Source organism: Pseudomonas sp. (assembly GCF_049300855.1).
In the GTDB taxonomy this organism is placed as follows: Bacteria; Pseudomonadota; Gammaproteobacteria; order Pseudomonadales; family Pseudomonadaceae; genus Aquipseudomonas.
This window is the reverse complement of record NZ_JBAQKH010000030.1, coordinates 208,585-232,107: the sequence shown is the minus strand read 5'-3', so window position 1 is coordinate 232,107 and position 23,523 is coordinate 208,585. Positions and strand designations below refer to the sequence as shown.

The following is a 23,523-nucleotide window of genomic DNA, read 5'->3' as shown; positions in this document are numbered from 1 at the left end:
GAACTCATGCCCGCCAGGATCTGTCTGAAAACAGGTCGCGCGAGGCGACCAAAATTGTCCAGGAGTAAAGCATGCGTAATCTGATCATCAGCGCCGCTCTCGTCGCTGCCAGCCTGTTCGGCGTGACTGCCCAAGCCGCTGAAGCCCCAGCCGCCCCTTACGTGGAACTGGCCAACCCGGTGCCGGTTGCAGAGCCTGGCAAGATCGAAGTGGTCGAGCTCTTCTGGTACGGCTGCCCGCATTGCTACGCGTTTGAGCCGGTGATCAACCCATGGGTCGAGAAACTGCCCTCCGACGTCAATTTCGTGCGTATCCCGGCCATGTTCGGCGGCCCATGGGACGCTCACGGCCAGATGTTCCTGACCCTGGAAGCCATGGGCGTCGAGCACAAGGTCCACGCAGCGGTCTTCAACGCGATCCAGAAAGAACACAAGAAGCTGACTGACAAGAACGACATGGCTGACTTCCTCGCCACCCAGGGCGTGGACAAGGGCAAGTTCCTCGCCACCTTCGACTCGTTCGCCATCAAGGGTCAGATCGTCAAGGCACGTGAACTGGCCAAGAAGTATGAAATCACCGGCGTTCCAACCATGATCGTCAACGGCAAGTACCGCTTCGACATCGGCTCTGCCGGTGGTGCCGAACAAGCGCTGCAACTGGCTGATCAACTGGTCGCCAAAGAGCGAGCGGCAACCAAGGCTGCTGCCAACTAAGCGCGGCAACTGCCATGCGCCGCTGGAAGAACGAACGCACCGTTGGCCTGCATGACCCGCAGGTCAACGAGCATCACCTGGCATCCACGGGCCTGCCCGCGGACCAGCGTCTGCGCTTGCTCAGTTTCAATATCCAGGTCGGCATCAGCACCGAGCGTTATCGACATTACCTGACCCGCAGCTGGCAGCACTTGCTGCCGCACACCGGGCGCTCGGGCAATCTGCAAAAGATCGGCGACCTGCTCGGCGACTTCGATCTGGTCGCCTTGCAGGAAGCCGATGGCGGCAGCCTGCGCTCAGGCTACGTCAATCAAGTCGAACACCTGGCGCACCTCGGCGCCTTTCCCTACTGGTATCAACAACTCAATCGCAACCTCGGTCGGCTGGCCCAGCACAGCAATGGCGTGCTCAGTCGCCTGAAACCGTGGGCGATCGAAGACCACCCGCTGCCTGGCCCGAAAGGTCGCGGTGCGATCCTCCTGCGTTTCGGTGAAGGCCCGGAAGCGTTGGTGGTAGTGATGATGCATCTGGCCCTCGGCGCCCGTGTGCGCACCCTGCAACTGGGCTATATTCGCGAGCTGATCGGTGGCTACAAACACCAGGTGTTGATGGGCGACATGAACACCCATGCCAGCGATCTGCTACACCAGTCACCGTTACGCGATCTCGGCTTGCTCGCCCCGCAGGTGGAAGCGACTTTCCCCAGTTGGCGCCCGCAGCGTTGCCTTGATCATATTTTGCTCAGCCCGACCCTGACCCTGGAAAAGGTCGAAGTGCTGGCCCAACCGATTTCCGATCACCTGCCGGTCGCGGTAGAGATTCGTCTGCCGGGTTCGCTCACGGCCGATGCATTGCCCGCGTTGAGTCCTGCCCCTCGCGGAACCCCTGAATGAGCGACGACGCCCAGCGCTGGAAAGAGAAGTACCTCAAGAGCATCGAACAGCAGGACAAACTCGAACGCCGCTGGGCCGCCAGGCTCGACTTGCTGCGACGTGGCCTGGTGCGCAGCACGCTGGCCGCCGAGGGCACTGACAAGGTCGTTGATCAGTGCATGAAAGAGATGCGCGACGTGGTGCGCACCGACGACATGGACGCCGGCCTCGCGGCCCTGCTGCCGCGCCTGGAAAAAGCCGTGCTCGACTCCGAGCAGCGCCGCGAAACCCGTATCGATCAAGTCAGCAGCGCACTGACCTCGCTGGTCACCCAGTTGCAGGCGTTGCCACTGCCGCGTGAAGTCGCCCAGCCACTGAAAAAATTCGCCAAGCAACTGGATGGCCGCGTCGGTTCGGCGCGGGAGATGCCATTGCTGCTGAGTGAACTCAGCGGTTTGCAGGGCAAGGCGTTAAGTCAGTTGGAGACGCCGCCAGAGCCTGGACGTCCGGGCTTGTTACAGCGTCTGTTCGGAACACGTGACAGCGAAGAAGCGCCAGTACCGACCGCAGAAGCATCTGCGCCGGCTCAGGTAACGCGTGAAGTGCAAACGCCTGTCGCGGCAGAAACCGGGCCCGAAGCAAAGTCAGAGCCCGTGCACGCTGTCGCTGTTTCGGAGCTGATCAGCACCGCGCCCACGGTCCAGCATCCTGCCCCCACGATTGCGGCGTCCTCGCCCGTCCCGGAGCCAGCGCCAGAACCTGACGTAGTGGCCTTTGTACCGCCAACCGTCACCCACGAAGTGGGGCCTGTTGCGGTGGAAGCCCCCGCAGCCGAGCCAAAACCCGCCGGGGATATTGCCCCAGGTGCCGCCCCGAGCCCGGCCATGGCGGCCGCTTTCAACCCCGATGAATTGATCCACCCCGGCGATCCGACACCGCTGATTCTCGACAGCCTGCCGCTGCCCGAACCGATTGCGCAGGCGCTCGCGGCCATCGACCCGGAGCAGCCCGAGCACGACATCCTGTTCGCCCTGCCGGACACCCCGGAGCCGTCCTACAGCTCGGTGGCCAAGCACATCGAAGACACCCTGATCGGCCTGCTCGACGACCTGACCCTGCCGGAACGCCACCGGCCGCAAGCCGAGGCCATGCGCGAGCGGCTCAAACACGGGTTGAACTGGTACGAACTGATCCCGATTCTCGACGACCTTGCGACGTTGATGCTGGCGATCACTGACAGCGGCCAGCACGAATTCGAAGCCTATCTGCAGCAACTCAACGAACGCCTCGAAGCGTTTCAGAGCAATCTGCAAGCCGCCAGTGCAGGGCATGCCGACAACAGCTCGGCGGCGCGGGCCATGGACACGCAGATCCGCGAGCAAGTCGACGGTTTGCAGACCAGCGTGCAGGAAGCGGCGGATCTGGATGACCTCAAGCAAGTGCTGGAGAATCATCTCGAAGGCCTGATCGGCACCATGGATCAGCATCAGAAGCAGCGCGACGCCCGCGAACAGGAAGTCGCCACGCGGCTCAAAAGCCTCTCCGAGCGCGTGGCGCATATGGAGCAGGAAGCCCAGGGCTTCCGCGAACACCTTGAAGTACAGCGGCAGAAAGCCCTGATCGATCCGCTCACCGGTCTGCCTAATCGCGCGGCATGGAGCGAACGCCTTGAGCATGAGATCAAGCAGTGGCAGCAGCACGGCAACACTTTGAGCCTGGCGATGCTCGACCTTGATCACTTCAAACGGATCAACGACAACTACGGTCACCTCGCTGGCGACAAGGTTTTGAAAATCATCGCCACGGTGCTGCGCAAACGCCTGCGAGGTTCCGATTTCATCGCCCGTTTCGGCGGCGAAGAATTCGTGCTGCTGTTACCCGCCACTCCGCCCGCGGTCGGCGCAAAACTGCTGGAAACCCTGCGCGCAGCGATCGAGGCTTGCCCGTTCCACTTCAAGGGTGAGCGCGTGACCATCACCCTTTCCATGGGGCTGGCGACATTCCGAGCCGGAGAACACAGCGATCTGGTGCTGAAAAGAGCCGATCAGGCGCTGTACCGAGCAAAAAATGCCGGACGCAACCGGGTCGAGCTGGGCTGAGCAAATTGTTCCATTTTGTTTAAATCCGCCCGCTGACCGTCGAGACGCAAGGCAGTACGTTACACTGTTGCATTACTGTCTTGCGTGTACTGCCTTCTGCCATGAAATTTTTTGCCCTCCTTGCGTCGCTGCTCGTCCTGGCCGGTTGTGCCAGCGCCCCGCGTTACGACACCAGCCATCCTTCGGTCAATCACGACAGCCGTATCCAGTTCGTGATCGTGCATTACACCTCGGCGTCGCTTGAGCGTTCGCTGCAACTGCTGACCCACGGCGAAGTCAGCAGCCACTACCTGATCGGCGACGACAAGAGCGCGACCGTCTACAAGCTGATGGACGAAAACCAGCGCGCCTGGCACGCCGGCGAAAGCCAATGGCAGGGCCGAACCTGGCTCAACTCCAGCTCCATCGGCATTGAAATCGTCAATCCGGGCTTTAAAGACACGCCGACCGGGCGCCTGTGGTATCCGTACAGCGAAGCGCAGATTCAAGCGCTGATCGTCCTGCTCAAGGACATCAGCCAACGCAACGGCATCAGCCCCCGCCACATCATCGGTCATAGCGACATCGCGCCGCTGCGCAAACTCGATCCGGGCCCCTTGTTCCCATGGAAGCGACTCGCTGCCGAAGGCTTGGGCGTGTGGCCAGACGAACAGGCGGTGGCGCGTCAGCAAATGCTGTTCAACAGCAATGAACTGCCAAGCATTAGCTGGTTTCAGGAGCAATTGGCACACCTGGGCTACGACACGCCGCAGACCGGCGAACTGGACGTCGCCACGCGCCACGTCCTCGCCGCCTTCCAGATGCACTTCCGCCCTTCGCGCTTCGACGGCACGCCGGATGCGCAAACGGCAGCGCTGTTGCTGGTCCTCAATCAGACAAAATAATGACGCCCGCCCGACGGTCAGGGCGAAATTGCAATCAGCAGCTATAACTCATTGGTAATTCTTCGGATATTCCATGATGGTTGCTACCCGAGAGACGCTGCGTAGCTGGTTTTATCGCCCGTGGTTTTTGGCGATGATCGCGGCTGTCCTCAGTGCCAGCCTGTTGATCGCCGGCGGTATGTTCGTGGCGATGCGCCAGGTCGAGCAAAACGAAAGCCAGGAAATGAACGCGCAAGGCGAACGTTTCCTCGCCCGCCTCGAGCAGCTGTTCGGCCAACTGCGTGAAAGTCTCGACGACCTCGAAGCCCAACCGCTGCGCAGTTGCGATGACGAAATGATTGCGACATTGCAGCAAGTCACCTTCAACTATCGCTTCGTCTACGAAGCGGCTTACATGGACGCGACGCGGATCTGCTCCAACCGTCCGCGCCAGGAAGGCCTGTCGATGGTTCGCGCGCCAGACATCAAAGGCCCGACCTACAGCTATTGGCTGAATACCACCACCGAACCCGATGAAAACCGCGCCGCATTGATGCTGGGTCGGGGCAATTTCCGCGTGGCCACCTCGCGCGGGCATCTGACCGACATGGTCGACCTGTCGCCCGGCAGCAGCCTGTTGGTGGTGCTCGATCACGGCACCCGCGCCATCCCGGTGCTGGGCACAGAACAGGCGTGGCCACCCTCGGAACATTGGCCGCCAAAAAGCCGCGATGCCTTGCAGGTCACGCAAACGCGACTGATCTACCGCATGCCCACCGCTAATCCTGAATACCAGTTGGTGCTGATCACCCCGCGCAGCGGCATACACATTCCCGGCGTCTGGTGGTGGATGATCCCCGCCTGCCTGGTCGCCGGTGCCATTGTCGGCTTCCTGGTATTTCTGCTGGTGCGCCAGCGTCAGTCACTGGATGCCGAACTGCATGGCGCGATTCGCCGCGGTGAGTTGCAGGTGCTGTATCAACCGATCTTCGACCTCGACAGCCGCAATTGCGTCGGCGCCGAGGCCTTGCTGCGCTGGCGCCGCCCGGACGGCACACTGACCAGCCCCGATCTGTTCATCCCGATGGCGGAAAACACCGGGCAGATCCGTCAGATGACCGACTTCGTCCTGCAACGCTTGCTGGAGCAACTCGGCCAGTTGCTGCGCGCCAATCCAGCGCTGTACATCTCGGTCAACCTTGCCGCGTGCGACGTGATGGTGCCGCGCATCGGTCTGGTCATGGCGCGCTTGCTCACATTGCACCGAGTCGCCGCGCGGCAGATTGCCTTCGAGGTCACCGAACGCGGGTTGATTGATGTGGTGGTGGCGCGGGAAAACCTGCAAGCCTTGCGCGATGTCGGCCATCAAGTGCTGATTGATGACTTCGGCACCGGCTATTGCAGCCTCGCCTACCTGCAGACCTTGCCGGTCGATTGCCTGAAAATCGACAAGGCGTTCATTGATGCACTGGGCCATGACGCGGCGAGCAGCGGCGTCGCCCCGCACATCATTCACATGGCCCAGGCGCTGGATCTGAAAGTGATTGCCGAAGGCATCGAGCTGGAATCACAGGCGCAATTACTCAGCAGCGAAGGAGTGAAGTTCGGTCAGGGCTGGTTGTTCGCCCATGCGCTGAGCGCGGTGCAATTCATTGAGTTGATCACCCGTGGCCGACGCCTCGCGGGAAGGCGCATGGACGACGAAGCCTAAACGGCGAGCGCCATATAGAACTGCGTGCCCTGCCCCGGCCGCGAATAAACCCCCATACGTCCGCCATGCAGCTGAACGATTTCCTTGCACAGCGCCAGACCAAGCCCGGCACCGCCCTTTTTGCGGCCGACCTGCACAAACGGTTCGAAAATCCGCCCTTGCTGGCCGTAGGCAATGCCTTCGCCATTGTCTTCGACGCTGATGATCACGCGCTCCCCATGACGGCGCGCCTGCAAGCGGATCTGGCCGTCACGGGCGGTATGACGCAAGGCGTTGTCGATGAGGTTGTCGAGCACGCGGTCGAGCTGCGCCTGATCGGCCTGCAAACGCGGCAGCGGGCTCTGCACTTCAACGTTCAAGGCGATGCCTTTGTCCGCGGCCGACTCGGCAAAGCGCAGCTGCGCCTGTTCCAGCAAGTCTTCGATGGAGCACGGCGCCAGGGTGAGTTTCTGCAAACCGTTCTGGTAGCGCGAGAAGTTGAGCAGGTCGTTGATCAACTGCATCAAGCGCTGCATCTCTTCGTTGACCGTGTCGAGCAGATCGGCTTCGCGTGATTCCGGGGCAAACTTCGCCCGCTCGCGGAACAGCCCGAAGGCCATGTGCATGCCGGTGACCGGCGTGCGCAACTCATGAGACGCGCGCAGGACGAATTCGCTGCGCACGCGTTCGAAGGCGCGCTGCTCGGTGACGTCATGCAAGACCATCACCGCGCCGAGGATATGCCCTTGCGTGTGGCTGACCGGCGTCAGACTGTAAGTGAGCAAGCGTGATTCGCCGTCGACCTCGATGCTCAGGTCTTCCGGCGCGCGCTCAAGCGAGCCACCGCGCAACACCAGTTGCAGCTGTGCATCCAGCTCCGGCCGCTGCAGCGCCGTGCCCAAGCCTTGGCCGAGGCGATCATCGTCCCAACCCAACTGGCGCTGAGCGACCGGGTTGAGGTGCTCCAGATGTCCCTGACGGTCGATCATCAGCAAGCCATCGTCGATGCTGTCGAGCACCGCCTGCAAGCGTTGCTGACCGGCCAACAGTTCATCGACGTTGGTCGCCTGATGCTCGCGCAGCGCTTCGGCCATCAGCCCGAAACGCTTGGTCAACTGATTCATTTCCATCGCCGAGGAAATCGGCAGGGTCACTTCAAAATTGCCTTGGCCGATATTGTCCGCCGCCTGCGCCAGAGCCTCGATCGGCGCGCCAAAACGCCGGGCAATGCCGTGGGCCGTGATGAAACCGATGATCAGCACCGCCAGCCCGACAACCCCCAGTAGGCCGGCAATCAACAAGGCGCGGTCGCGCGCTTGATGCTGGACCGCATTGATGTTGTCCAGCGCATGCTTGTGTTCGCTGATCAAACCGTTGCGCAACGTATTGAAGCGTTCTCTGAGATTGGCGTTGCTGCTCAACGCAGCCGCCGGATCATGGGACACATCGAAGGCCTGAAGAAAACTCAGGTAATCCGCCTTGGCCTGACTGAAACCGTAATGGCGGCCATCACCCACCTGCTCCTGGGCGATGCCTTCATCAAGCAACTTGAGGTATTGCTGCTTGGACGCCTCGAACGCGACCGGATCGGGTTCTTCGGCGAGCATGAGGACCAGTTGATCGCCCAGGGTTTGCCGCAGCTTGAGACCCAGATCGAGAGTGACGAAGTTGTTACGCAGCGACGTTTCCTGCGAACCGGCCATCTGCATCACGCTGACCAGCCCGAGCAACAGCCCGAGCAAGGCCACGGTGATCAGTGCCGAAATGCTCAGGAACAAGCGTGTGCGCAACTTCATCGCCAGTTTCATCGCCGGGCACTCACAGGTTGTACTGCTTGCGCTTGCGATACAGGGTCGAGGCGTCGATGCCGAGGGTTTTCGCCGCTTGATCCAAGGTGCCGGCGGTGGCAAGCACCGCGCCGATGTGCGCCTTCTCCAATTCGTCGAGACTCAACGCCGCGCCGACGCGAGGAGCATTGTTGGCCGGTTGCTCGGCCATGCCGAGGTGGCTGATTTCCACGCGCTCCTGCGGGCAGATAATGCTCGCGCGCTCGACGACGTTGCGCAGTTCGCGAATGTTGCCCGGCCAGCGGTAGCCGAGCAGCGCTTCGCGCGCTTCATCACTGAAGCCTCGCGCCGGACGCGCGTACTCTTTGACGAAACGGGCAAGGAAGCGATCGGCCAGGGTCAGAATGTCCTCGGCGCGCTCGCGCAGTGGCGGCAAATGCAAGGTGATGACGTTCAGGCGATAGAGCAGGTCTTCACGGAAACGACCGTCACGAACCATGTCCTCAAGATTGAGGTTAGTCGCCGCCAGAATACGCACGTCAGCGCGGCGGGTGACCGGATCCCCTACCCGCTCGTATTCCTTGTCCTGAATGAAACGCAACAACTTGGGTTGCAATGTCAGGGGAAAATCGCCGATCTCGTCGAGAAACAGCGTGCCGCCGTCAGCTTGATTGACTCGGCCCAAAGTACTTTCGCTGGCCCCGGTAAACGCCCCGCGGCTGTGGCCGAACAGCTCGCTTTCCATCAGTTCGGCGGTCAATGACGGGCAGTTGATGGTTACGCAGGATTTCTTCTCGCGTTTGCTCCAGCCATGAATCGCTCTAGCTAGCTCACCTTTACCGGTACCGGACTCGCCGAGGATGAGAATGTTGGCGTCGGTGCCCGCGACCTGACGCGCGGTTTCCAGGACAACTTTCATTGCCGGGCTGTGGGAATCGAGACCGTCTTTGGGTTTGCGGATCTCGCCTTCGAGGGCTTCGAGACGCGCCGACAGTTGGCGCACTTCCAGTTGCTTCGCGGTGGCCAGACGCAATTGATCCGGGCTGCACGGTTTGACCAGATAGTCGGCAGCGCCCGCCTGGATCGCATCGACGGCGGTGTCCACGGCCGAATGCGCAGTGACGATGACCACGCGCATCCACGGCGCCTGAATGCGCATCTGCGCCAGCACATCGAGACCGTTGTCTTCGCCCAGGCGTAAATCAAGGAAGCACAGGTCGAAGACCTGGCGTTGCAGCAAGGCGTCGGCCTGGGCCGCGCTGTTGGCTGTGGCAACCGTATAGCCTTCATCTTCGAGGCAATAACGGAAGGTACGCAGGATGGCGGATTCGTCGTCCACCAGCAGAATGCGGCCTTGATGCTCAGTGGCAGATTCCATTTTTCCTACGCTCCATAGTGATTGGTCTTGGGTTAGTCCCGGAAAAATCGGGCAAGTTGCATGGTTGATTCTGAACGATGCCAGCCATAGGAGGGTAGCTCTCTCCTGCCTTTACAGCCAAGTTGTTGGTTTTGTTGATTTTTTAAACAATTGCCGATTTGCAGGGCATTCCCTGCGTACTTTTCTGACATCTGCGCCCTGCTCTCAATTCCATAAGAATGAAATCTCCTACGAAAAAATCGTGCATTGCGCACGACCCCAGATGCCCCATCGTGCAGGATGCGTCGCCAGCGTTTTTTTATTACCGCGTAACATATTGATTTTATTGGATATTTTTCATTTAAAAAACTGGCATGCAGGCTGCAATAGCTTACTCAGCCCGGGCAGAAATGAACTGCCCCAACCGAATAAGAGAGTGAGGAACCCAGGATGACTCGCCAACATGCCGCCCAAGTGCGTATCTCGCCACTGCATATCCAGCAAGGTCTGTTTGGCGTATTGGCGCTGTTGATCACCCTGATCGCTTGCCAGCAATACCTGCGCTGGGAAAACAGCCAGCAGGCTGAGCCGCTGATCTCGATCCAGCACAAGACGCAAACGCACTTCAGCGCCGTCAGCAGCAGCCAGGTCGAGAGCGCCTCGATGCGCATGATGGACGTCGACCAGGCGCAGCCACTGGATCAACTGCCACGTGAAGAGCGCTGGGTTTTCTAAAGAGCAAAACGAATTCGGGCGCGCAGCGCCGGGACATGCAACACCCCTAAATAGAGAAGTAAGGAGAATCACCATGTTGAGCTGGGCAATTACATTCTTGATCATTGCCATCATCGCTGCAGTACTGGGCTTCGGTGGTATCGCGGGCACCGCCACGGGTATCGCCAAGATTCTCTTTGTCGTGTTCCTGGTGATGTTCATCGCTTCCTTCTTCTTTGGCCGTCGCGGCCGAGGTTAACGATGAGTGCGTTAAAGACACTGGCAGCCGCCCTGCTTCTGGGCGGTAGTGCCATGGCGATGGCGGCCAATGACGGCCAGACGCGGGTCAACGAACTGTTGAGTTCCGACCCGCAATATCGGCAAACCTGGGAAGGCGTGGTGAAGAAGGAAGAACGCCTGCCGGAGTGGGTGATGAACCTGTCCGGCACGCCTGACCAGCAGATGAATGCCGTGACTGAAGACGGTGACAAGTACCTGGTCGGGCCACTCTGCGAATCTGCAGACAAATGCCTCAACCACCGCTTGATCGTCGCGTTCAGTTTCGACAAGAAAGATGCATACGCCATGCTCGTCGATGTGCCTGAAGGACTGCCGGCCGACAAGTCGCCAACGCGACATGCCACCTACCGCTTCCTCGGCAAACCCGATCAGGGCATGCAGGATCTGCTGATGGAAACCCTGAAGAAAGATCCGAAGTGGTACTGATTTGAACATGAAGGCAGCAGCCCTGCTGCCCTCCATTGCGCCCGCCTGAGGAAGGCAGGCGCATGACCAAGGGGCCGGGATGTTCTGACTGTTACAGGGTCGGAGTGACCTACGGGTACAGGGAGTGCCTGCGCGAGGGCCGGGTCAGGGTAAAAGCTGCGCCGCAGGTTCGCCGACCCACCGAGGTTCGACGGACTTGCGCTGAGCTTTCAATTCAACAAAACGTTGATCCAGAGCGTCCAGCTCATCCTTTTTTTCGCTGACACTGCGCGCAAAAACATTACGCGGTGTTTCACGGCGACCGTATATCGACAAAGAGACCGTTTAAACAGTAAGACTTCTAGTCTTCCTGTGTAGGCTTTTTCCTGAAATTTTCGTCGAATTTTCTCGTTCAAAAAATAACCAACCTTCGCTGTGATGGCCGGTTCACGGCACTTATGCCGGCCGAAATGTCACAATCGAACCGGTTGGGACGCCAGTTTCATTTAAAAAAGCTCATGCCGATTCGGCATAGGGTAGGCGTTTACGGCATTAGACGGCGCAACCTTGCATCGGAATAGTTGCGCCTTTTTTCGCCTGCCGAAGAGCCGTAAACACGCGCTTCGGGGCACCTTATACGGAGGCAGATGCACAAACTTTTCCGCTAAAGAGCGTTCCAGTTCCTGCATGTGCCTGAGTCAAACGCAAGTAAGGGTAAAGATAATGAAGAAGGCAAAAATTAGCCTCGCCTGGCAGATCCTCATCGGTCTGGTTTTGGGTATTGCAATTGGTGCGTTGCTCAACCACTTCAGTGCCGAGAAGGCCTGGTGGATCAGCAACGTCCTGCAACCAGCAGGCGATATCTTTATCCGTCTGATCAAGATGATCGTGATCCCGATCGTCATCTCTTCCCTGATTGTCGGCATCGCTGGCGTCGGTGACGCCAAGAAGCTCGGGCGCATCGGCCTGAAGACGATCATCTATTTCGAAATCGTCACCACCATCGCCATCGTCGTCGGCCTGTTGCTCGCCAACCTGTTCCATCCGGGTGCCGGCATCGACATGAGCACCCTCGGCACGGTGGACATCTCCAAGTACCAGGCGACCGCCGCCGAAGTACAGCATGAACACGCGTTCATCGAGACCATCCTCAACCTGATCCCGTCGAACATCTTCGCGGCCATGGCCCGCGGCGAAATGCTGCCGATCATCTTCTTCTCCGTATTGTTCGGTCTCGGTCTGTCGAGCCTGCAGTCGGACCTGCGCGAGCCGCTGGTGAAGATGTTCCAGGGCGTTTCGGAAAGCATGTTCAAAGTCACCCACATGATCATGAACTATGCGCCGATCGGCGTGTTCGCCCTGATCGCGGTGACCGTCGCCAACTTCGGCTTCGCTTCCCTGCTGCCGCTGGCCAAACTGGTGATCCTGGTTTACGTCGCCATCCTCTTCTTCGCCTTCGTGGTGCTGGGCCTGATCGCCAAGCTGTTTGGCTTCTCGGTGATCAAGCTGATGCGCATCTTCAAGGATGAGCTGGTGCTGGCCTACTCCACCGCTTCTTCGGAAACCGTGCTGCCGCGCGTGATCGAGAAGATGGAAGCCTACGGCGCACCGAAAGCCATCTGCAGCTTCGTGGTGCCGACCGGCTATTCGTTCAACCTCGACGGTTCGACCCTGTATCAATCGATCGCGGCAATCTTCATCGCGCAGCTGTACGGCATCGACCTGTCGATCAGCCAGCAACTGCTGCTGGTGCTGACGCTGATGGTCACCTCCAAAGGCATCGCCGGTGTACCGGGCGTGTCCTTCGTGGTGCTGCTGGCCACTCTGGGCAGTGTCGGTATTCCGTTGGAAGGTCTGGCGTTCATCGCCGGTGTCGACCGTGTCATGGACATGGCCCGTACCGCTCTGAACGTGATCGGCAACGCGCTGGCCGTGCTGGTGATCTCGCGCTGGGAAGGCATGTACGACGACGCCAAGGGCGAGCGCTACTGGAACTCCCTGCCGCACTGGCGCAGCAAGGAAAAGCTGCCAGCCGGCGAAATCTCCAAGCCGTAATGCAAAACTCTGTGGGAGCGAGCTTGCTCGCGAAGAGACCGGTACATTGAACAACTATGTTGATTGACACGCCGCCTTCGCGAGCAAGCTCGCTCCCACAGTGATTGATGCAAGGCTTACCAACGAACCCCGGAGAAATCCGGGGTTTGTCGTTTCTGGCGACCCCGCTATCATTCGCCGCATTCTTCGGGGGATTTGACTGATGCTTAATGGCCTGTGGCTTGGCTTCTTTATCGTCGCAGCCGTATCGGCGCTGGCGCAGTGGCTGATCGGCGGCAACGCCGGGATCTTCGCGGCGATGGTGGAAAGCATTTTCGCCATGGCCAAGCTCTCGGTCGAAGTCATGGTGCTGCTGTTCGGCACCCTCACCCTGTGGCTGGGCTTCTTGCGCATCGCCGAGAAGGCCGGGATCGTCGAGTGGCTGGCCAAGGTGCTTGGCCCGCTGTTCCTGCGGCTGATGCCGGAAGTCCCGGCCGGTCACCCTGCCCTCGGCCTGATCACCCTGAACTTCGCTGCCAACGGTCTGGGCCTCGACAACGCGGCCACGCCGATCGGCCTGAAAGCCATGAAGGCGCTGCAGGAGCTCAACCCCAGCGCCACCATCGCCAGTAACGCGCAAATCCTCTTCCTGGTGCTCAACGCCTCCTCCCTGACCCTGCTGCCGGTGACGATCTTCATGTACCGCGCCCAGCAAGGCGCGCCGGATCCGACGCTGGTGTTTCTGCCTATTCTGCTGGCCACCAGTTGCTCGACGATTGTCGGCTTCCTCTCGGTGGCGTTCATGCAACGCCTGCGAATCTGGGATCCGGTGGTGTTGGCGTATCTGATTCCAGGTGCCCTCGCCCTTGGCGGCTTCATGGCGCTGCTCGGCACCCTTTCGGCGACGGCTTTGGCTGGATTGTCGTCGATCCTCGGCAATCTCACGCTGTTCGGGTTGATCATGCTGTTTCTGCTGATCGGCGCGTTAAAGAAGGTGAAGGTCTACGAGGCATTCGTCGAAGGCGCCAAAGAGGGCTTCGATGTCGCGAAGAATCTGCTGCCGTATCTGGTGGCGATGCTCTGTGCGGTGGGCGTGCTGCGCGCGTCCGGCGCACTGGACTTTGGCCTGGACGGCATCCGTCATCTGGTCGAGTGGGCCGGTTGGGACACGCGCTTTGTCGATGCGTTGCCGACGGCGATGGTCAAGCCGTTCTCTGGCAGCGCGGCGCGGGCGCTGTTGATCGAGACGATGCAGACCTCGGGCGTCGACAGCTTCCCGGCGCTGGTCGCGGCGACGGTGCAGGGCAGTACTGAAACGACGTTCTATGTGCTGGCGGTGTACTTCGGCGCGGTGGGGATTCAGCGCGCGCGGCATGCGGTGGGGTGTGCGTTGCTGGCGGAGTTTGCTGGTGTGGTTGGCGCTATCGCGGTCTGCTACTGGTTCTTTGGCTGATAGAGAACCCTGTGGGAGCTGGCTTGCCAGCGATGGCGGCGGTACTGCCAGCATTGACGTTGCCTGACACGCCGCTATCGCTGGCAAGCCAGCTCCCACAGGAGTTGTGTTTGGCTCAAGGTTTTCGGGAGGTGAGTTTTTGGCCTTGGTCGACAGCCCACGCGACGATTTTCGCGGTCAGGCGGTCACTGGCCTGGCCAAAGCCTGCGACCACTGCCGGCACCTGCACATCGTTCAACGGCTGGCGCTCTTCAAAACGGCGACTGGCGAGAATCCGCTGGTCATAACCGCGCACCAACAACGCATCGACCCGCACCACAACGCTAGCCTGCGTGCCCTGATATTCAGTCTGAAACGCCTGCAAACTCCCGCCCAATTCCAGATCCGCCGCAAAGTTGCTGTCATCGGTACTCAGCAGCGTCACCCGACCATCACGTGCGAACCCGTCCAACAGCCGATTACGCACCAGCACCGGCGCCGGATCGCTCCAGCGCGAGCCTTTGTAGCTGCTGATCACATCGCCCTGTGGAATCACCGCAATCGTCGGCCGATTCAACGCTTCACTGGCCTGCAACTTGTTCAACCGCAACGACCACTGCTGCGTCGCCGCTGAACTGGCCGAGACGGGCGCCTGTGCGGTCGGCAAGCGATAGACATCCGACGGCTCGGACTTGGGCAGAATCGAACAGGCGCTGATCAGCGTGAAGCCGGCGAGGAGGGCAAGTCGAGTCAGCTTCATGGCGTGAATTCCTTGTTCTTGTCACGGCCCAGCAGGTAGCCGCTGGGGTTGGCCTCAAGGCGTTGCGAGATGGCGCGCAGCGAGGTCAGCGTCTCGCGCAGTTCGCGAATCGCCGGGGCCAGGCCATTGAGGCCCTGCATGCCGTTGTCGAGGGAGTTTTCGTTTTTGCTCAGCAACGTGCTGATGGTCGTGGTGCTTTGCTCCAGCGACTTCATGGCTTGCTCGGCACTGCCCAGCGCCTGTTTGCCCTGATCGTTGATCAAACCATTGGCGTTGCGCATCAGCAACGACGTCTGTTCGAGCATGCTGCCAGCCTGTTTGCCAACGGTCGCCAGTTGCTGCATGGCTTGCTTGATGTCACCGCGCTGGTCGTTGATGGTGCCGGTGGTCTGCTCCAGATGGGCGAGGGTTTTGCTGACACGCTCGACGTTCTCGGCGGAGAACATCTGGTTGGCGTTCTGCAGCAGCGCGGTAATACCGGTCATCAAATCATTGCTGTCATTGAGCAGCCGCGAGATAGGCGAGGGCGAAGCGACGATGGTCGGCAGGTTGCCGTCATGCCCACGCAGTTTCGGGCTCTCGGGCGTCCCACCGCTGAGCTGGATGATCGACGTCCCGGTGATCCCGGCCAGCGCCAGTTTCGCTTGGGTGTCCTCTTTGACCGGCGTGTCCCCGGCCAGACGAATCCGCGCCAGCACGCGCCGCGGATCCTTTGGATCAAGGCGCAGGTTGATCACATCGCCGACCTTGATCCCGCTGTACTGCACCGGGCTGCCTTTGGACAAGCCACTGACCGCTTCGCTGAAGACAATCTCGTAGTCCTTGAACTCGGTATCGACGCTGGACTTGGCCAGGAAGAGACCGAAGAGCAGGGCACCTGCCACCACGATCACCGTGAACAGGCCGATCAACACATGATGCGCTCGGGTTTCCATGTCAGACCTCGTTGAGCAATTTGGCGGCGTCCAGCGCCGAGCGGCCGCGCGGGCCGTGGAAGTATTCGTGAATCCACGCGTCGTCGGTTTCCGAAACGACATCGATGGGTCCTGCGACCAGCACTTTCTTCTGCGCCAGCACCGCCACGCGGTCGGTGATGGTGTAGAGCGTGTCGAGGTCGTGGGTCACCAGAAACACACTGAGGCCGAGCGCATCGCGCAGGGTCAGGATCAATTGATCGAACTGCGCCGCACCAATCGGATCGAGGCCGGCGGTGGGTTCGTCGAGAAACAGAATGTCCGGATCCAGCGCCAGCGCCCGGGCCAACGCCGCACGCTTGATCATGCCGCCGGACAGCGACGCCGGGTATTTGTCCGCCGCTGAAAGCGGCAGCCCGGCCAGCGCCAGCTTCACCGCCGCCAGGTGCTCGGCATCGTTGCGGCTGAGGCCGGCGTGTTCGATGAGGGGCAGGGCGACGTTCTCGGTCACCGTCAGCGAGGAAAACAGCGCGCCTTTCTGAAACAGCACGCCGAAACGCCGTTCGACCAGCGAGCGCTCGTGCTCAGACAGGCTCGGCAGGTTCTTGCCGAACACTTTGACCATGCCTTCGCTGGGCCGGCGCAGGCCGACGATACTGCGCAGCAACACCGATTTGCCGCTGCCGGAACCGCCGACCACGGCGAGGATTTCGCCTTTGTACAAATCCAGATCGAGGTTCTCGTGCACGCTCTGGCTGCCGAAGCGATTGCACAGGCCACGGACTTCGATCACCGCCTCCGAGGGCGCGCGGGGTAGACGACTCACCAACCCATCTCCATGAAGAACAGCGCAGCCACCGCGTCGAGCACGATCACCACGAAAATCGATTGGACCACGGCGGACGTGGTATGCGCGCCGACCGACTCGGCGCTGCCGCTGACCTTGAAGCCTTCCAGGCAACCAATCGCGGCGATGATGAAGGCGAAGATCGGCGCCTTCACCAAGCCGACCAGAAAGTGCTGCACGCCGATGTCCGACTGCAACAACGTCAGGAACATCGCCGGCGAGATATCCAGCGACACCGCGCAGACCACGCCGCCACCGATGATCCCGCAGAGCATGGCGAGAAAGGTCAGCATCGGCAGCGCCACCAGCATCGCCAGCACGCGCGGCACCACCAGCAACTCCATCGGGTCGAGGCCGAGGGTGCGGATCGCGTCGATTTCTTCGTTGGCCTTCATCGAGCCGATCTGCGCGGTGAACGCACTGGCGGTGCGCCCGGCCATGAGGATTGCCGTCAGCAGCACGCCGAATTCGCGCAGGAATGAGAAACCCACCAGGTCCACGGTAAATATCGTCGCACCGAAACTGGCCAGCACCGTGGCGCCGAGAAACGCCACCACCGCACCGACCAGAAAGGTCAGCAACGCCACGATTGGCGCGGCGTCGAGGCCGGTCTGTTCGATGTGCGCGATCATCGGCGTGATGCGCCAGCGCTTGGGCCGGAACAAATTGCGCGCGATGGTTTCCAGAATCAGGCCGACGAAGCCGAGCAATTGCAGGGTGTCTTGCCACACGGTGTCGACCGCGCGGCCAATGCGCGTCAGCAGTTGCACGCTGACGCTGATTTCCGGTTCCTTGATCGGCACACAGAAGTCAGTCATCGAGCAGTACACGGTTTGCAGCAGCGCGCGGTCGGCGGACGTCAGGGTGCAATCGGGATGTTCGGCGGATTTGCCGAGGCGCTCGGAGCCGAGCAGCTCGACCAGCAACGAGGCGCCAGCGGTGTCGAGGGCGCCGAGGCTGTTCAGATCAATCGGGGTGTTGGCGTCGTATTGGCCGTGGAGCTTTTCGCTGAGCGTCTTCAGCTCGGCGTAATGGGCAAGCGTCCAGTCCCCGGTAACCCGCAGGCGGGCAGGGCTGATCGACGTGTCCAGTTGGGCATTGCCGCTGATCGAGCTGCTGGTCATAAGCTCCGTGCTTGTTCGTCTGCTAAGCGAACTAACGTAATAGCACGAACCGGACTACTTTTCTTTGATCGCTGTGCTGTCGGTGATTTCGAAGCGCAGCACGCCGATCACCTGGCCATCTTCGGTCAACACGCGCACCTGCCATTTGCCCGCCGGGTTGCCGGGGAAATTCTGCTTGTGCGTCCACGCCCGGTAGCCTTCCTTGCGCCCGCCATGGATGTCGAGCGGGATGCGATCGACCTCTTTGCCGTTGAACTGCCAGACGTGATAAATCCGCTCATCGAGGCCGCGTGGCGCGTTGATCGCGGTGTAGGCATAGAGGCCATCACCACGAATCTGCTCGGCGCTGACCGTGTCGAGGCTGGCGCCGGGGGTGCGATCCTGCATTTGCGTGCTGATCGCCACATCCGTCATCCACAGCGTCGCCGGCGGCACCCACGAACGCAGCACCCAACCGACGCCGCCGATGCCGACGGTGATGCACAGAATCGCCAGCGCGTTGCGCACCGTGCGAATCGGGAAGATCGACGCCAGGCTCGGGAACGACAACAGCACGGCAATGCCCAGCGCCCATTTGAAGCTCTGCGCCGTGGTCAGGTGCATGATCACCGGCAACGCGGTGAGCAGAGCGGCGAACAGGGTCAGGGTGTGCAACGCGAGGAACGCCCAGCGCCGTGGCGCCAGCCATTTGTAATAAAGCGGATCGACGATGGAGATCAGCGCGGCGACGCTGAGCAGGCCGGTGAAAACCAGCTGACCGCTGTTCCACGTCGTGGTGATGAAGAAGAACGGCAGGACGAAAAACAGACTTTCCTGATGGATCATCTGCGTCGCGTAACGCAGCAGCGGCTGGGGAATCTCGCGTTTGAACACGCGGGTGAAGAGGCCGGTGAGGGTGTTTTCCAGCATCAGCCAGATCCAGCTGAGCAGCATGATCACGGTGATCCAGCTCGCCAGCCCTTGCTGACGATCGACCATGATGAAACTGCCGACGCCGGAGATGAACCCGCCAAGCGCAATGACCCCGGGATAGCGCTTCATCAGTTCGAGAATGCGCTGGATCAGGAGCTGTATTTTCGGCATTTGGGCGGTTCACGACTGGATAGGAAAAAACCTCGACAGAGTAGCGCCCGCCGGGCGCTGTGGCGAGGCTGCCGGTCAGTAAATTCAACACCTCACCCTGTGAGAGTGAGCTTGCTCGCGAAGGCGGCGGGTCAGTCACCACATTTGTTGAATGACACACCGCTTTCGCGAGCAAGCTCGCTCCCACAGGGTTAGTGTTCGGCGGGTTTGCGGCGGTGGTGCAGGCGCCAGCCGATCAGGATCAGTAGCAACACACCTAACCCACCCGCGCTCAACCACAACACCTGATCATCACTGATCAACGGCTTCTCGATGCGCAGATAGCCCGGTTGCAACAGCAACTCGCGCATGGCCTTGTTCGCCGCTTCCAGCGTCACGCCCTGCAGCTCGCGAGCCGGGTTGGCGAAGCGGCCGTCCTGGTAATCGCCGAGCGCACTCCAGTAGTAATCCGCCATCGCGCTGTTGCCTTGCACCGCCCACGCCTGATGGGCGATCGAAGCCTGTTTGATCCTCGCGAACGTGTCCGGGTCGAGGCCGTTTTTCAGCAGATCGGCCTTGAGGTCTTCCAGCACCTGGATGGCTTCGTCGACGTCATCGCGATCCAGATCGGCATTCAGGCTCATGAAGCCGACACCGCCAAACACCTCGCGCTCGGCCCACGGTCCGTAGGACAAACCATGATTGAGGCGGATCTGTCGGTACAGCGCCCAGTCGAGGTAATCCTTGAGAATGTCGAAGGTTTCGTCGTACTGATCGTCGAGTACCGGTTCCGGCACCAGCCAGTGCAACTTGGCGCTGTCGCCGATGAAACCGCGGGTGAGGGTGCGTTCATGGGCGGCGCTGGTGCGGATGTCCGGCAGTGGCCGATGCTCGCTCGGCTCAACCGCTTCGAGCGCGCCCCAAGTGCGTTCCAGATAGGCCGGCAGCAGTTTGTCGAGTTCGCCGACGACGATCAGGGTCATGTTGTTCGGCGCGTACCAGGCCTTGCGCACCTTCTCCAGTTGTTCCTGAGTCAGATGACCTACCTCGGCGCGTTGCGGGCATTTCAGGCCCAGTTCGACGGCGAGCTGATTGCTCGCGGTGTGACCAAGATCCTGCCGATCAAGGAAGCGCTGCAAACGGGTGTAATGGCCGCCATCCTCGCGTTCGACCACGCGTTTGGCGGCGTTGATTGCGTTGTCGTCGATGCGCGTCTGGGTCAGCAGGTCGAGCAGCAGGTCGAGGACCTTGCGCTGATTCTTCGCCGGGGCTTCGATGACGAACGTGGTGTCGGCGTTGCTGGTAAAGGCATTCCAGTCACCGCCCAGTGCTTGCATACGCTCCTCTAGACCGCCTTCGCCGGTGGCATCGATGCCGCTGAACAGCAAGTGTTCGAGCAGGTGCGGCAGCTCTTTGTCATCGCAATCGAAATCGTCGAGACCGACGCCGACCACCAGCCGGATCGCCACATGCCCGCGCTCGGTGCCGGGTTTGAGCAACAACTGCAAACCGTTGGGCAGCGCATAGCCTTCGACCTGAAAACGATCCAGGGCAAAGGCTGGCAGGGAACCGAGCAACAGACAAGCGAACAACAGGCAACGCATAACAGGCTTCCATACGGCTGATTTGGAGATCCGTGTCGTCAGTCAGGTCCCCATCGCTGGCAAGCCAGCTCCCACAAGGATTTTTGGTGCTCACAAAACCCTGTGGGCGCTGGCTTGCCAGCGATGGGGCCGTTGAGACTGAACTCTGTGTTACTGACTGACCCTGGCCCCAGTCGTTCAAGGCGAATGCGTGATATCGGCCATATCATCCGACTCCAGCGCCCCGGTGTCCGCCGTTTCCAGCACCACATAGGCACTGCCGCAAAACAGCGAATTGAGCCGTTTCATGTCGGCAATCAACTCCAGGTGCAGCGAACTGGTCTCGATACTCTGCACGATCTTGCGTTGCAAACGGCTGACATGCGCATGCGCCAACCGGCGTTCCTGGGCGCGGAAGCGACGTTTTTCGCGCAACAACTGCCGGGCACTTTCGCGGTCGCCGCTGAGGAACACCGAAAGGCCCAGGCGCAGGTTAGAGATCAATTGCTGCTGCAATCCGGCTAGGTCCTCCAGACCTTCTTCGGAAAAGGAGCGGCGTTGCGAGGTTTTCTGCTGCTGGATCTTGCGCAGCATGCGTTCGATCAGATCGCTGGCCAGTTTCAGGTTGATCGCCAGTTCGATGATTTCGGCCCAGCGCCGGCTGTCCTGCTCGCCGAGGTCTTCGCGGGGCATCTGCGCCAAGTAGAGTTTGATCGCGCTGTACAGCGCTTCGATGTCGTCAGTCAGTCGGCGTATTTCCTGAGTGACGGCGGTTTGCTTGCCGCGCAGCACATCGAGGGTGGCGTCGAGCATGTTCTCCAGCAGATCGCCCATGCGCAGGGTTTCCCGCGCGGCGTTGGCCAGTGCCAGGCTCGGCGTGACCAGTGCGGTGGCATCGAGGTGACGCGGTTTGGCCGTGCCGTTGACCTCCGGACGTTCCGGCAGCAGCCACGCGCAGAGTCGCGCCATCGGGCCAACGCTAGGCAGCAGAATCAGGCAACGCGCGGTGTTGTAGAGCAAGTGGAAGCCGATGACCATTTCCTGCGGGCTGAAATCAAGGCTGTCGATCCAGTGCACCAGCGGGTCGAGCACCGGGATGATCAGCAGCAGGCCGATCAATTTGTACAACAGGCTGCCCAACGCCACTTGCCGACCGGCGGCGTTCTGCATGCTGGTGCTCATGAACGCCAGCACGCCGCTGCCGATGTTGGCGCCGATCACCAGGCCGATCGCCACTGGCAGGCTGATCACACTGGCGCCGGCGAGGGTCGCGGTGAGCAGCACGGCGGCAAGGCTGGAGTAGGAAATCATCGCGAACAGCGCGCCGACCAGGGCGTCGAGGAGGATATCGCCGGTCAGCGAAGCGAAAATCACCTTCACCCCTTGGGCGTGGGTGATCGGCGCGGCAGCTTCGACGATCAGTTGCAGCGCCAGAATGATCAGCCCCAGCCCGATGGACACCCGGCCCATCTGCCCGAGCCGCGTCTGTTTGCGCGACAGAAAGAAAATCACCCCGAGGAAAATCAGCAGCGGCGACAGCCACGACAGGTCGAAGGTCAGCACCCGCGCCATCAGCGCGGTACCGACGTCGGCGCCAAGCATGGTCGCCAGCGCCGGGGTCAGCGCCATCAGCCCCTGGCCGACGAATGAAGTGACAAGCATCGCGGTGGCGTTGCTGCTCTGCACCATCGCGGTGACGACGATGCCGGCGACAAAGGCCAGCCAGCGCTTGGACATGTTCTGGCCAATCACATGGCGCAGGTTGGTGCCGTACACCCGCAGGATGCCGGTTCGGACGATGTGCGTGCCCCAGATCAGCAGGGCGACGGCGGAAAGCAGATTGAGCAGGGTGAGCATGCAGACCCCCTGTAATAGCAGTGCCCCAGAGGAGCAAGTTGACGGTACCGCGCGGTTTCTACGTTTTTGATACTTAAGCTGTAGTTGGCTAACGGTCTGGGCGCCAGCATTGCACAGCTAAAGTGTGGATTGAAACAAAAGTGTCATGAAAATGGGTTCATCCACCCACCCGAATCCGACACAAAACACTGTGGGAGCTGGCTTGCCAGCGATGGCGTCCGTTCAGCAAACATTGAAGTAGCTGACACTCCGCTATCGCTGGCAAGCCAGCTCCCACAGGTTTTGTACTCTCTGCTGAAATCCCGATTATTGGCCCGGGATGTCCTTGCGCAGTTTCACCGGATCCTGCTGTTTCTTCTTCCGGGCAATCGCGCCGCGCAGCTTGATGTTGATCGCCTCAACCGCCAGCGAGAAGCCCATCGCGAAGTAGACGTAGCCTTTCGGCACATGCACGTCGAACGACTCGGCAATCAGCACGGTACCGACCACCAGCAGGAACGACAGCGCCAGCATCTTCAGCGACGGGTGCTTGTCGATGAACTCGCTGATCTTGCCCGACGCCAGCATCATCACCAGCACCGCCACGACAATCGCCGCGACCATCACCGGCACGTGGGAAACCATGCCCACGGCGGTGATCACCGAGTCCAGCGAGAAGACGATGTCGATGATCGCGATCTGGATGATGGTGTAGAGGAAGTTGCCGCCCTTGCCGCCAGGGGTGTCGTCGCTTTCGTCTTCACCTTCCAGCGCGTGGTACATCTCTTGCGAGCTCTTCCACAGCAGGAACAGACCACCGAAGAACAGGATCAGGTCGCGACCGGAAATGCCCTGGCCGAACACTTCGAACAGGTCGGCGGTGAGGCGCATGACCCAGGTGATCGACAGCAGCAACAGGATGCGGGTGATCATGGCCAGGCCAAGACCGAAGATCCGGGTGCGCTGCTGCATGTGTTTGGGCATGCGGCTGACCAGGATCGAAATCATGATGATGTTATCGATGCCCAGAACGATTTCCAGAGCGGTCAGGGTGAAGAAGGCAACCCAGATTTCGGGGTTGGTCAGCCAATCCATGTGTATTCCTTTGAGCGAGTGTTAAACCGAAAAAGG

The 23,523-nt window shown here is 60.6% G+C and carries 20 protein-coding genes; 10 read left to right on the top strand and 10 right to left on the bottom strand.

Features of this window, described 5'->3' with window-relative positions; all coding sequences use genetic code 11:
* The first annotated feature begins 71 nt into the window (after nucleotides 1-71).
* The 5 genes from WA225_RS18675 to WA225_RS18655 all read left to right on the top strand — a co-directional run bounded on the left by WA225_RS18675 (nucleotide 72) and on the right by WA225_RS18655 (nucleotide 6,258).
* Nucleotides 72-713, top strand: a complete 642-nt coding sequence (locus WA225_RS18675; protein ID WP_422609071.1) for a thiol:disulfide interchange protein DsbA/DsbL — start codon at nucleotides 72-74, stop codon at nucleotides 711-713.
* A 14-nt stretch (nucleotides 714-727) separates the two neighbouring features.
* On the top strand, nucleotides 728-1,606 hold the full coding sequence (locus WA225_RS18670; protein WP_422609070.1) for an endonuclease/exonuclease/phosphatase family protein: 879 nt from the start codon (nucleotides 728-730) through the stop codon (nucleotides 1,604-1,606).
* Nucleotides 1,603-3,684, top strand: coding sequence for a diguanylate cyclase (locus WA225_RS18665; protein ID WP_422609069.1), 2,082 nt, complete (start codon nucleotides 1,603-1,605; stop codon nucleotides 3,682-3,684). The genes WA225_RS18670 and WA225_RS18665 overlap by 4 nt, the downstream gene beginning before the upstream one ends.
* Before the next feature lie 101 nt (nucleotides 3,685-3,785).
* Nucleotides 3,786-4,568, top strand: coding sequence for an N-acetylmuramoyl-L-alanine amidase (locus WA225_RS18660; RefSeq protein ID WP_422609068.1), 783 nt, complete (start codon nucleotides 3,786-3,788; stop codon nucleotides 4,566-4,568).
* Nucleotides 4,569-4,644: 76 nt separating this feature from the next.
* Nucleotides 4,645-6,258, top strand: coding sequence for an EAL domain-containing protein (locus WA225_RS18655; RefSeq protein ID WP_422609067.1), 1,614 nt, complete (start codon nucleotides 4,645-4,647; stop codon nucleotides 6,256-6,258).
* Here WA225_RS18655 and WA225_RS18650 read toward each other — a convergent pair.
* Both WA225_RS18650 and algB read right to left on the bottom strand, forming a co-directional pair.
* Nucleotides 6,255-8,045 (bottom strand): KinB sensor domain-containing domain, encoded by a 1,791-nt coding sequence (locus tag WA225_RS18650; RefSeq protein ID WP_422609066.1) that lies wholly within the window; start codon nucleotides 8,043-8,045, stop codon nucleotides 6,255-6,257. The two genes, WA225_RS18655 and WA225_RS18650, sit on opposite strands and share 4 nt — an antisense overlap.
* Before the next feature lie 10 nt (nucleotides 8,046-8,055).
* Nucleotides 8,056-9,402, bottom strand: coding sequence for a sigma-54-dependent response regulator transcription factor AlgB (gene algB / locus WA225_RS18645; protein WP_007954049.1), 1,347 nt, complete (start codon nucleotides 9,400-9,402; stop codon nucleotides 8,056-8,058).
* Between the two features lie 429 nt (nucleotides 9,403-9,831).
* Here algB and WA225_RS18640 point away from each other — a divergent pair, with 429 nt between their 5' ends.
* The 5 genes from WA225_RS18640 (at nucleotide 9,832) to WA225_RS18620 (ending at nucleotide 14,287) form a co-directional block, all read left to right on the top strand.
* Nucleotides 9,832-10,116 (top strand): hypothetical protein, encoded by a 285-nt coding sequence (locus tag WA225_RS18640; protein WP_422609065.1) that lies wholly within the window; start codon nucleotides 9,832-9,834, stop codon nucleotides 10,114-10,116.
* A 73-nt stretch (nucleotides 10,117-10,189) separates the two neighbouring features.
* Nucleotides 10,190-10,354: a DUF1328 domain-containing protein gene (locus WA225_RS18635; protein ID WP_003177151.1), complete on the top strand. Its 165-nt coding sequence runs from the start codon at nucleotides 10,190-10,192 to the stop codon at nucleotides 10,352-10,354.
* A 2-nt stretch (nucleotides 10,355-10,356) separates the two neighbouring features.
* Entirely contained in the window at nucleotides 10,357-10,821 is a 465-nt protein-coding gene (locus WA225_RS18630; RefSeq protein WP_034152230.1) for an inhibitor of vertebrate lysozyme family protein, read from the top strand.
* 702 nt (nucleotides 10,822-11,523) lie between these two features.
* Nucleotides 11,524-12,855 (top strand): glutamate/aspartate:proton symporter GltP, encoded by a 1,332-nt coding sequence (gene gltP, locus WA225_RS18625; RefSeq protein ID WP_422609064.1) that lies wholly within the window; start codon nucleotides 11,524-11,526, stop codon nucleotides 12,853-12,855.
* A 202-nt stretch (nucleotides 12,856-13,057) separates the two neighbouring features.
* Nucleotides 13,058-14,287 carry a nucleoside recognition domain-containing protein gene (locus WA225_RS18620; protein ID WP_422609063.1) on the top strand — a complete coding sequence of 410 codons (1,230 nt, stop codon included), beginning with the start codon at nucleotides 13,058-13,060 and terminating at the stop codon, nucleotides 14,285-14,287.
* Nucleotides 14,288-14,402: 115 nt separating this feature from the next.
* On the opposite strand, the gene WA225_RS18615 is transcribed toward WA225_RS18620, so the two are convergent.
* The 8 genes from WA225_RS18615 to WA225_RS18580 form a co-directional block, all read right to left on the bottom strand.
* On the bottom strand, nucleotides 14,403-15,026 hold the full coding sequence (locus tag WA225_RS18615) for an ABC-type transport auxiliary lipoprotein family protein (protein ID WP_422609062.1): 624 nt from the start codon (nucleotides 15,024-15,026) through the stop codon (nucleotides 14,403-14,405).
* Complete coding sequence (locus tag WA225_RS18610) at nucleotides 15,023-15,961, bottom strand: MlaD family protein (RefSeq protein ID WP_016986431.1); 939 nt, start codon at nucleotides 15,959-15,961, stop codon at nucleotides 15,023-15,025. Before WA225_RS18610 ends, WA225_RS18615 begins: the two co-directional genes overlap by 4 nt.
* A gap of 1 nt (nucleotide 15,962) precedes the next feature.
* Complete coding sequence (locus tag WA225_RS18605) at nucleotides 15,963-16,766, bottom strand: ABC transporter ATP-binding protein (RefSeq protein ID WP_007911797.1); 804 nt, start codon at nucleotides 16,764-16,766, stop codon at nucleotides 15,963-15,965.
* The gene (locus WA225_RS18600) at nucleotides 16,763-17,911 is read right to left on the bottom strand and encodes an MlaE family lipid ABC transporter permease subunit (RefSeq protein WP_422609061.1); all 1,149 of its coding nucleotides are present in this window, start codon (nucleotides 17,909-17,911) and stop codon (nucleotides 16,763-16,765) included. Before WA225_RS18600 ends, WA225_RS18605 begins: the two co-directional genes overlap by 4 nt.
* A 54-nt stretch (nucleotides 17,912-17,965) precedes the next feature.
* Entirely contained in the window at nucleotides 17,966-18,994 is a 1,029-nt protein-coding gene (locus tag WA225_RS18595) for a DUF5924 family protein (RefSeq protein WP_422609060.1), read from the bottom strand.
* 191 nt (nucleotides 18,995-19,185) lie between these two features.
* Complete coding sequence (locus WA225_RS18590) at nucleotides 19,186-20,577, bottom strand: M16 family metallopeptidase (RefSeq protein WP_422609059.1); 1,392 nt, start codon at nucleotides 20,575-20,577, stop codon at nucleotides 19,186-19,188.
* Between the two features lie 177 nt (nucleotides 20,578-20,754).
* A complete protein-coding gene (locus WA225_RS18585) occupies nucleotides 20,755-22,413 on the bottom strand; it encodes a Na/Pi cotransporter family protein (RefSeq protein WP_422609058.1) in 1,659 nt (552 codons plus the stop codon).
* 306 nt (nucleotides 22,414-22,719) lie between these two features.
* Entirely contained in the window at nucleotides 22,720-23,487 is a 768-nt protein-coding gene (locus WA225_RS18580; protein WP_422609057.1) for a TerC family protein, read from the bottom strand.
* Nucleotides 23,488-23,523: the final 36 nt, after the last annotated feature.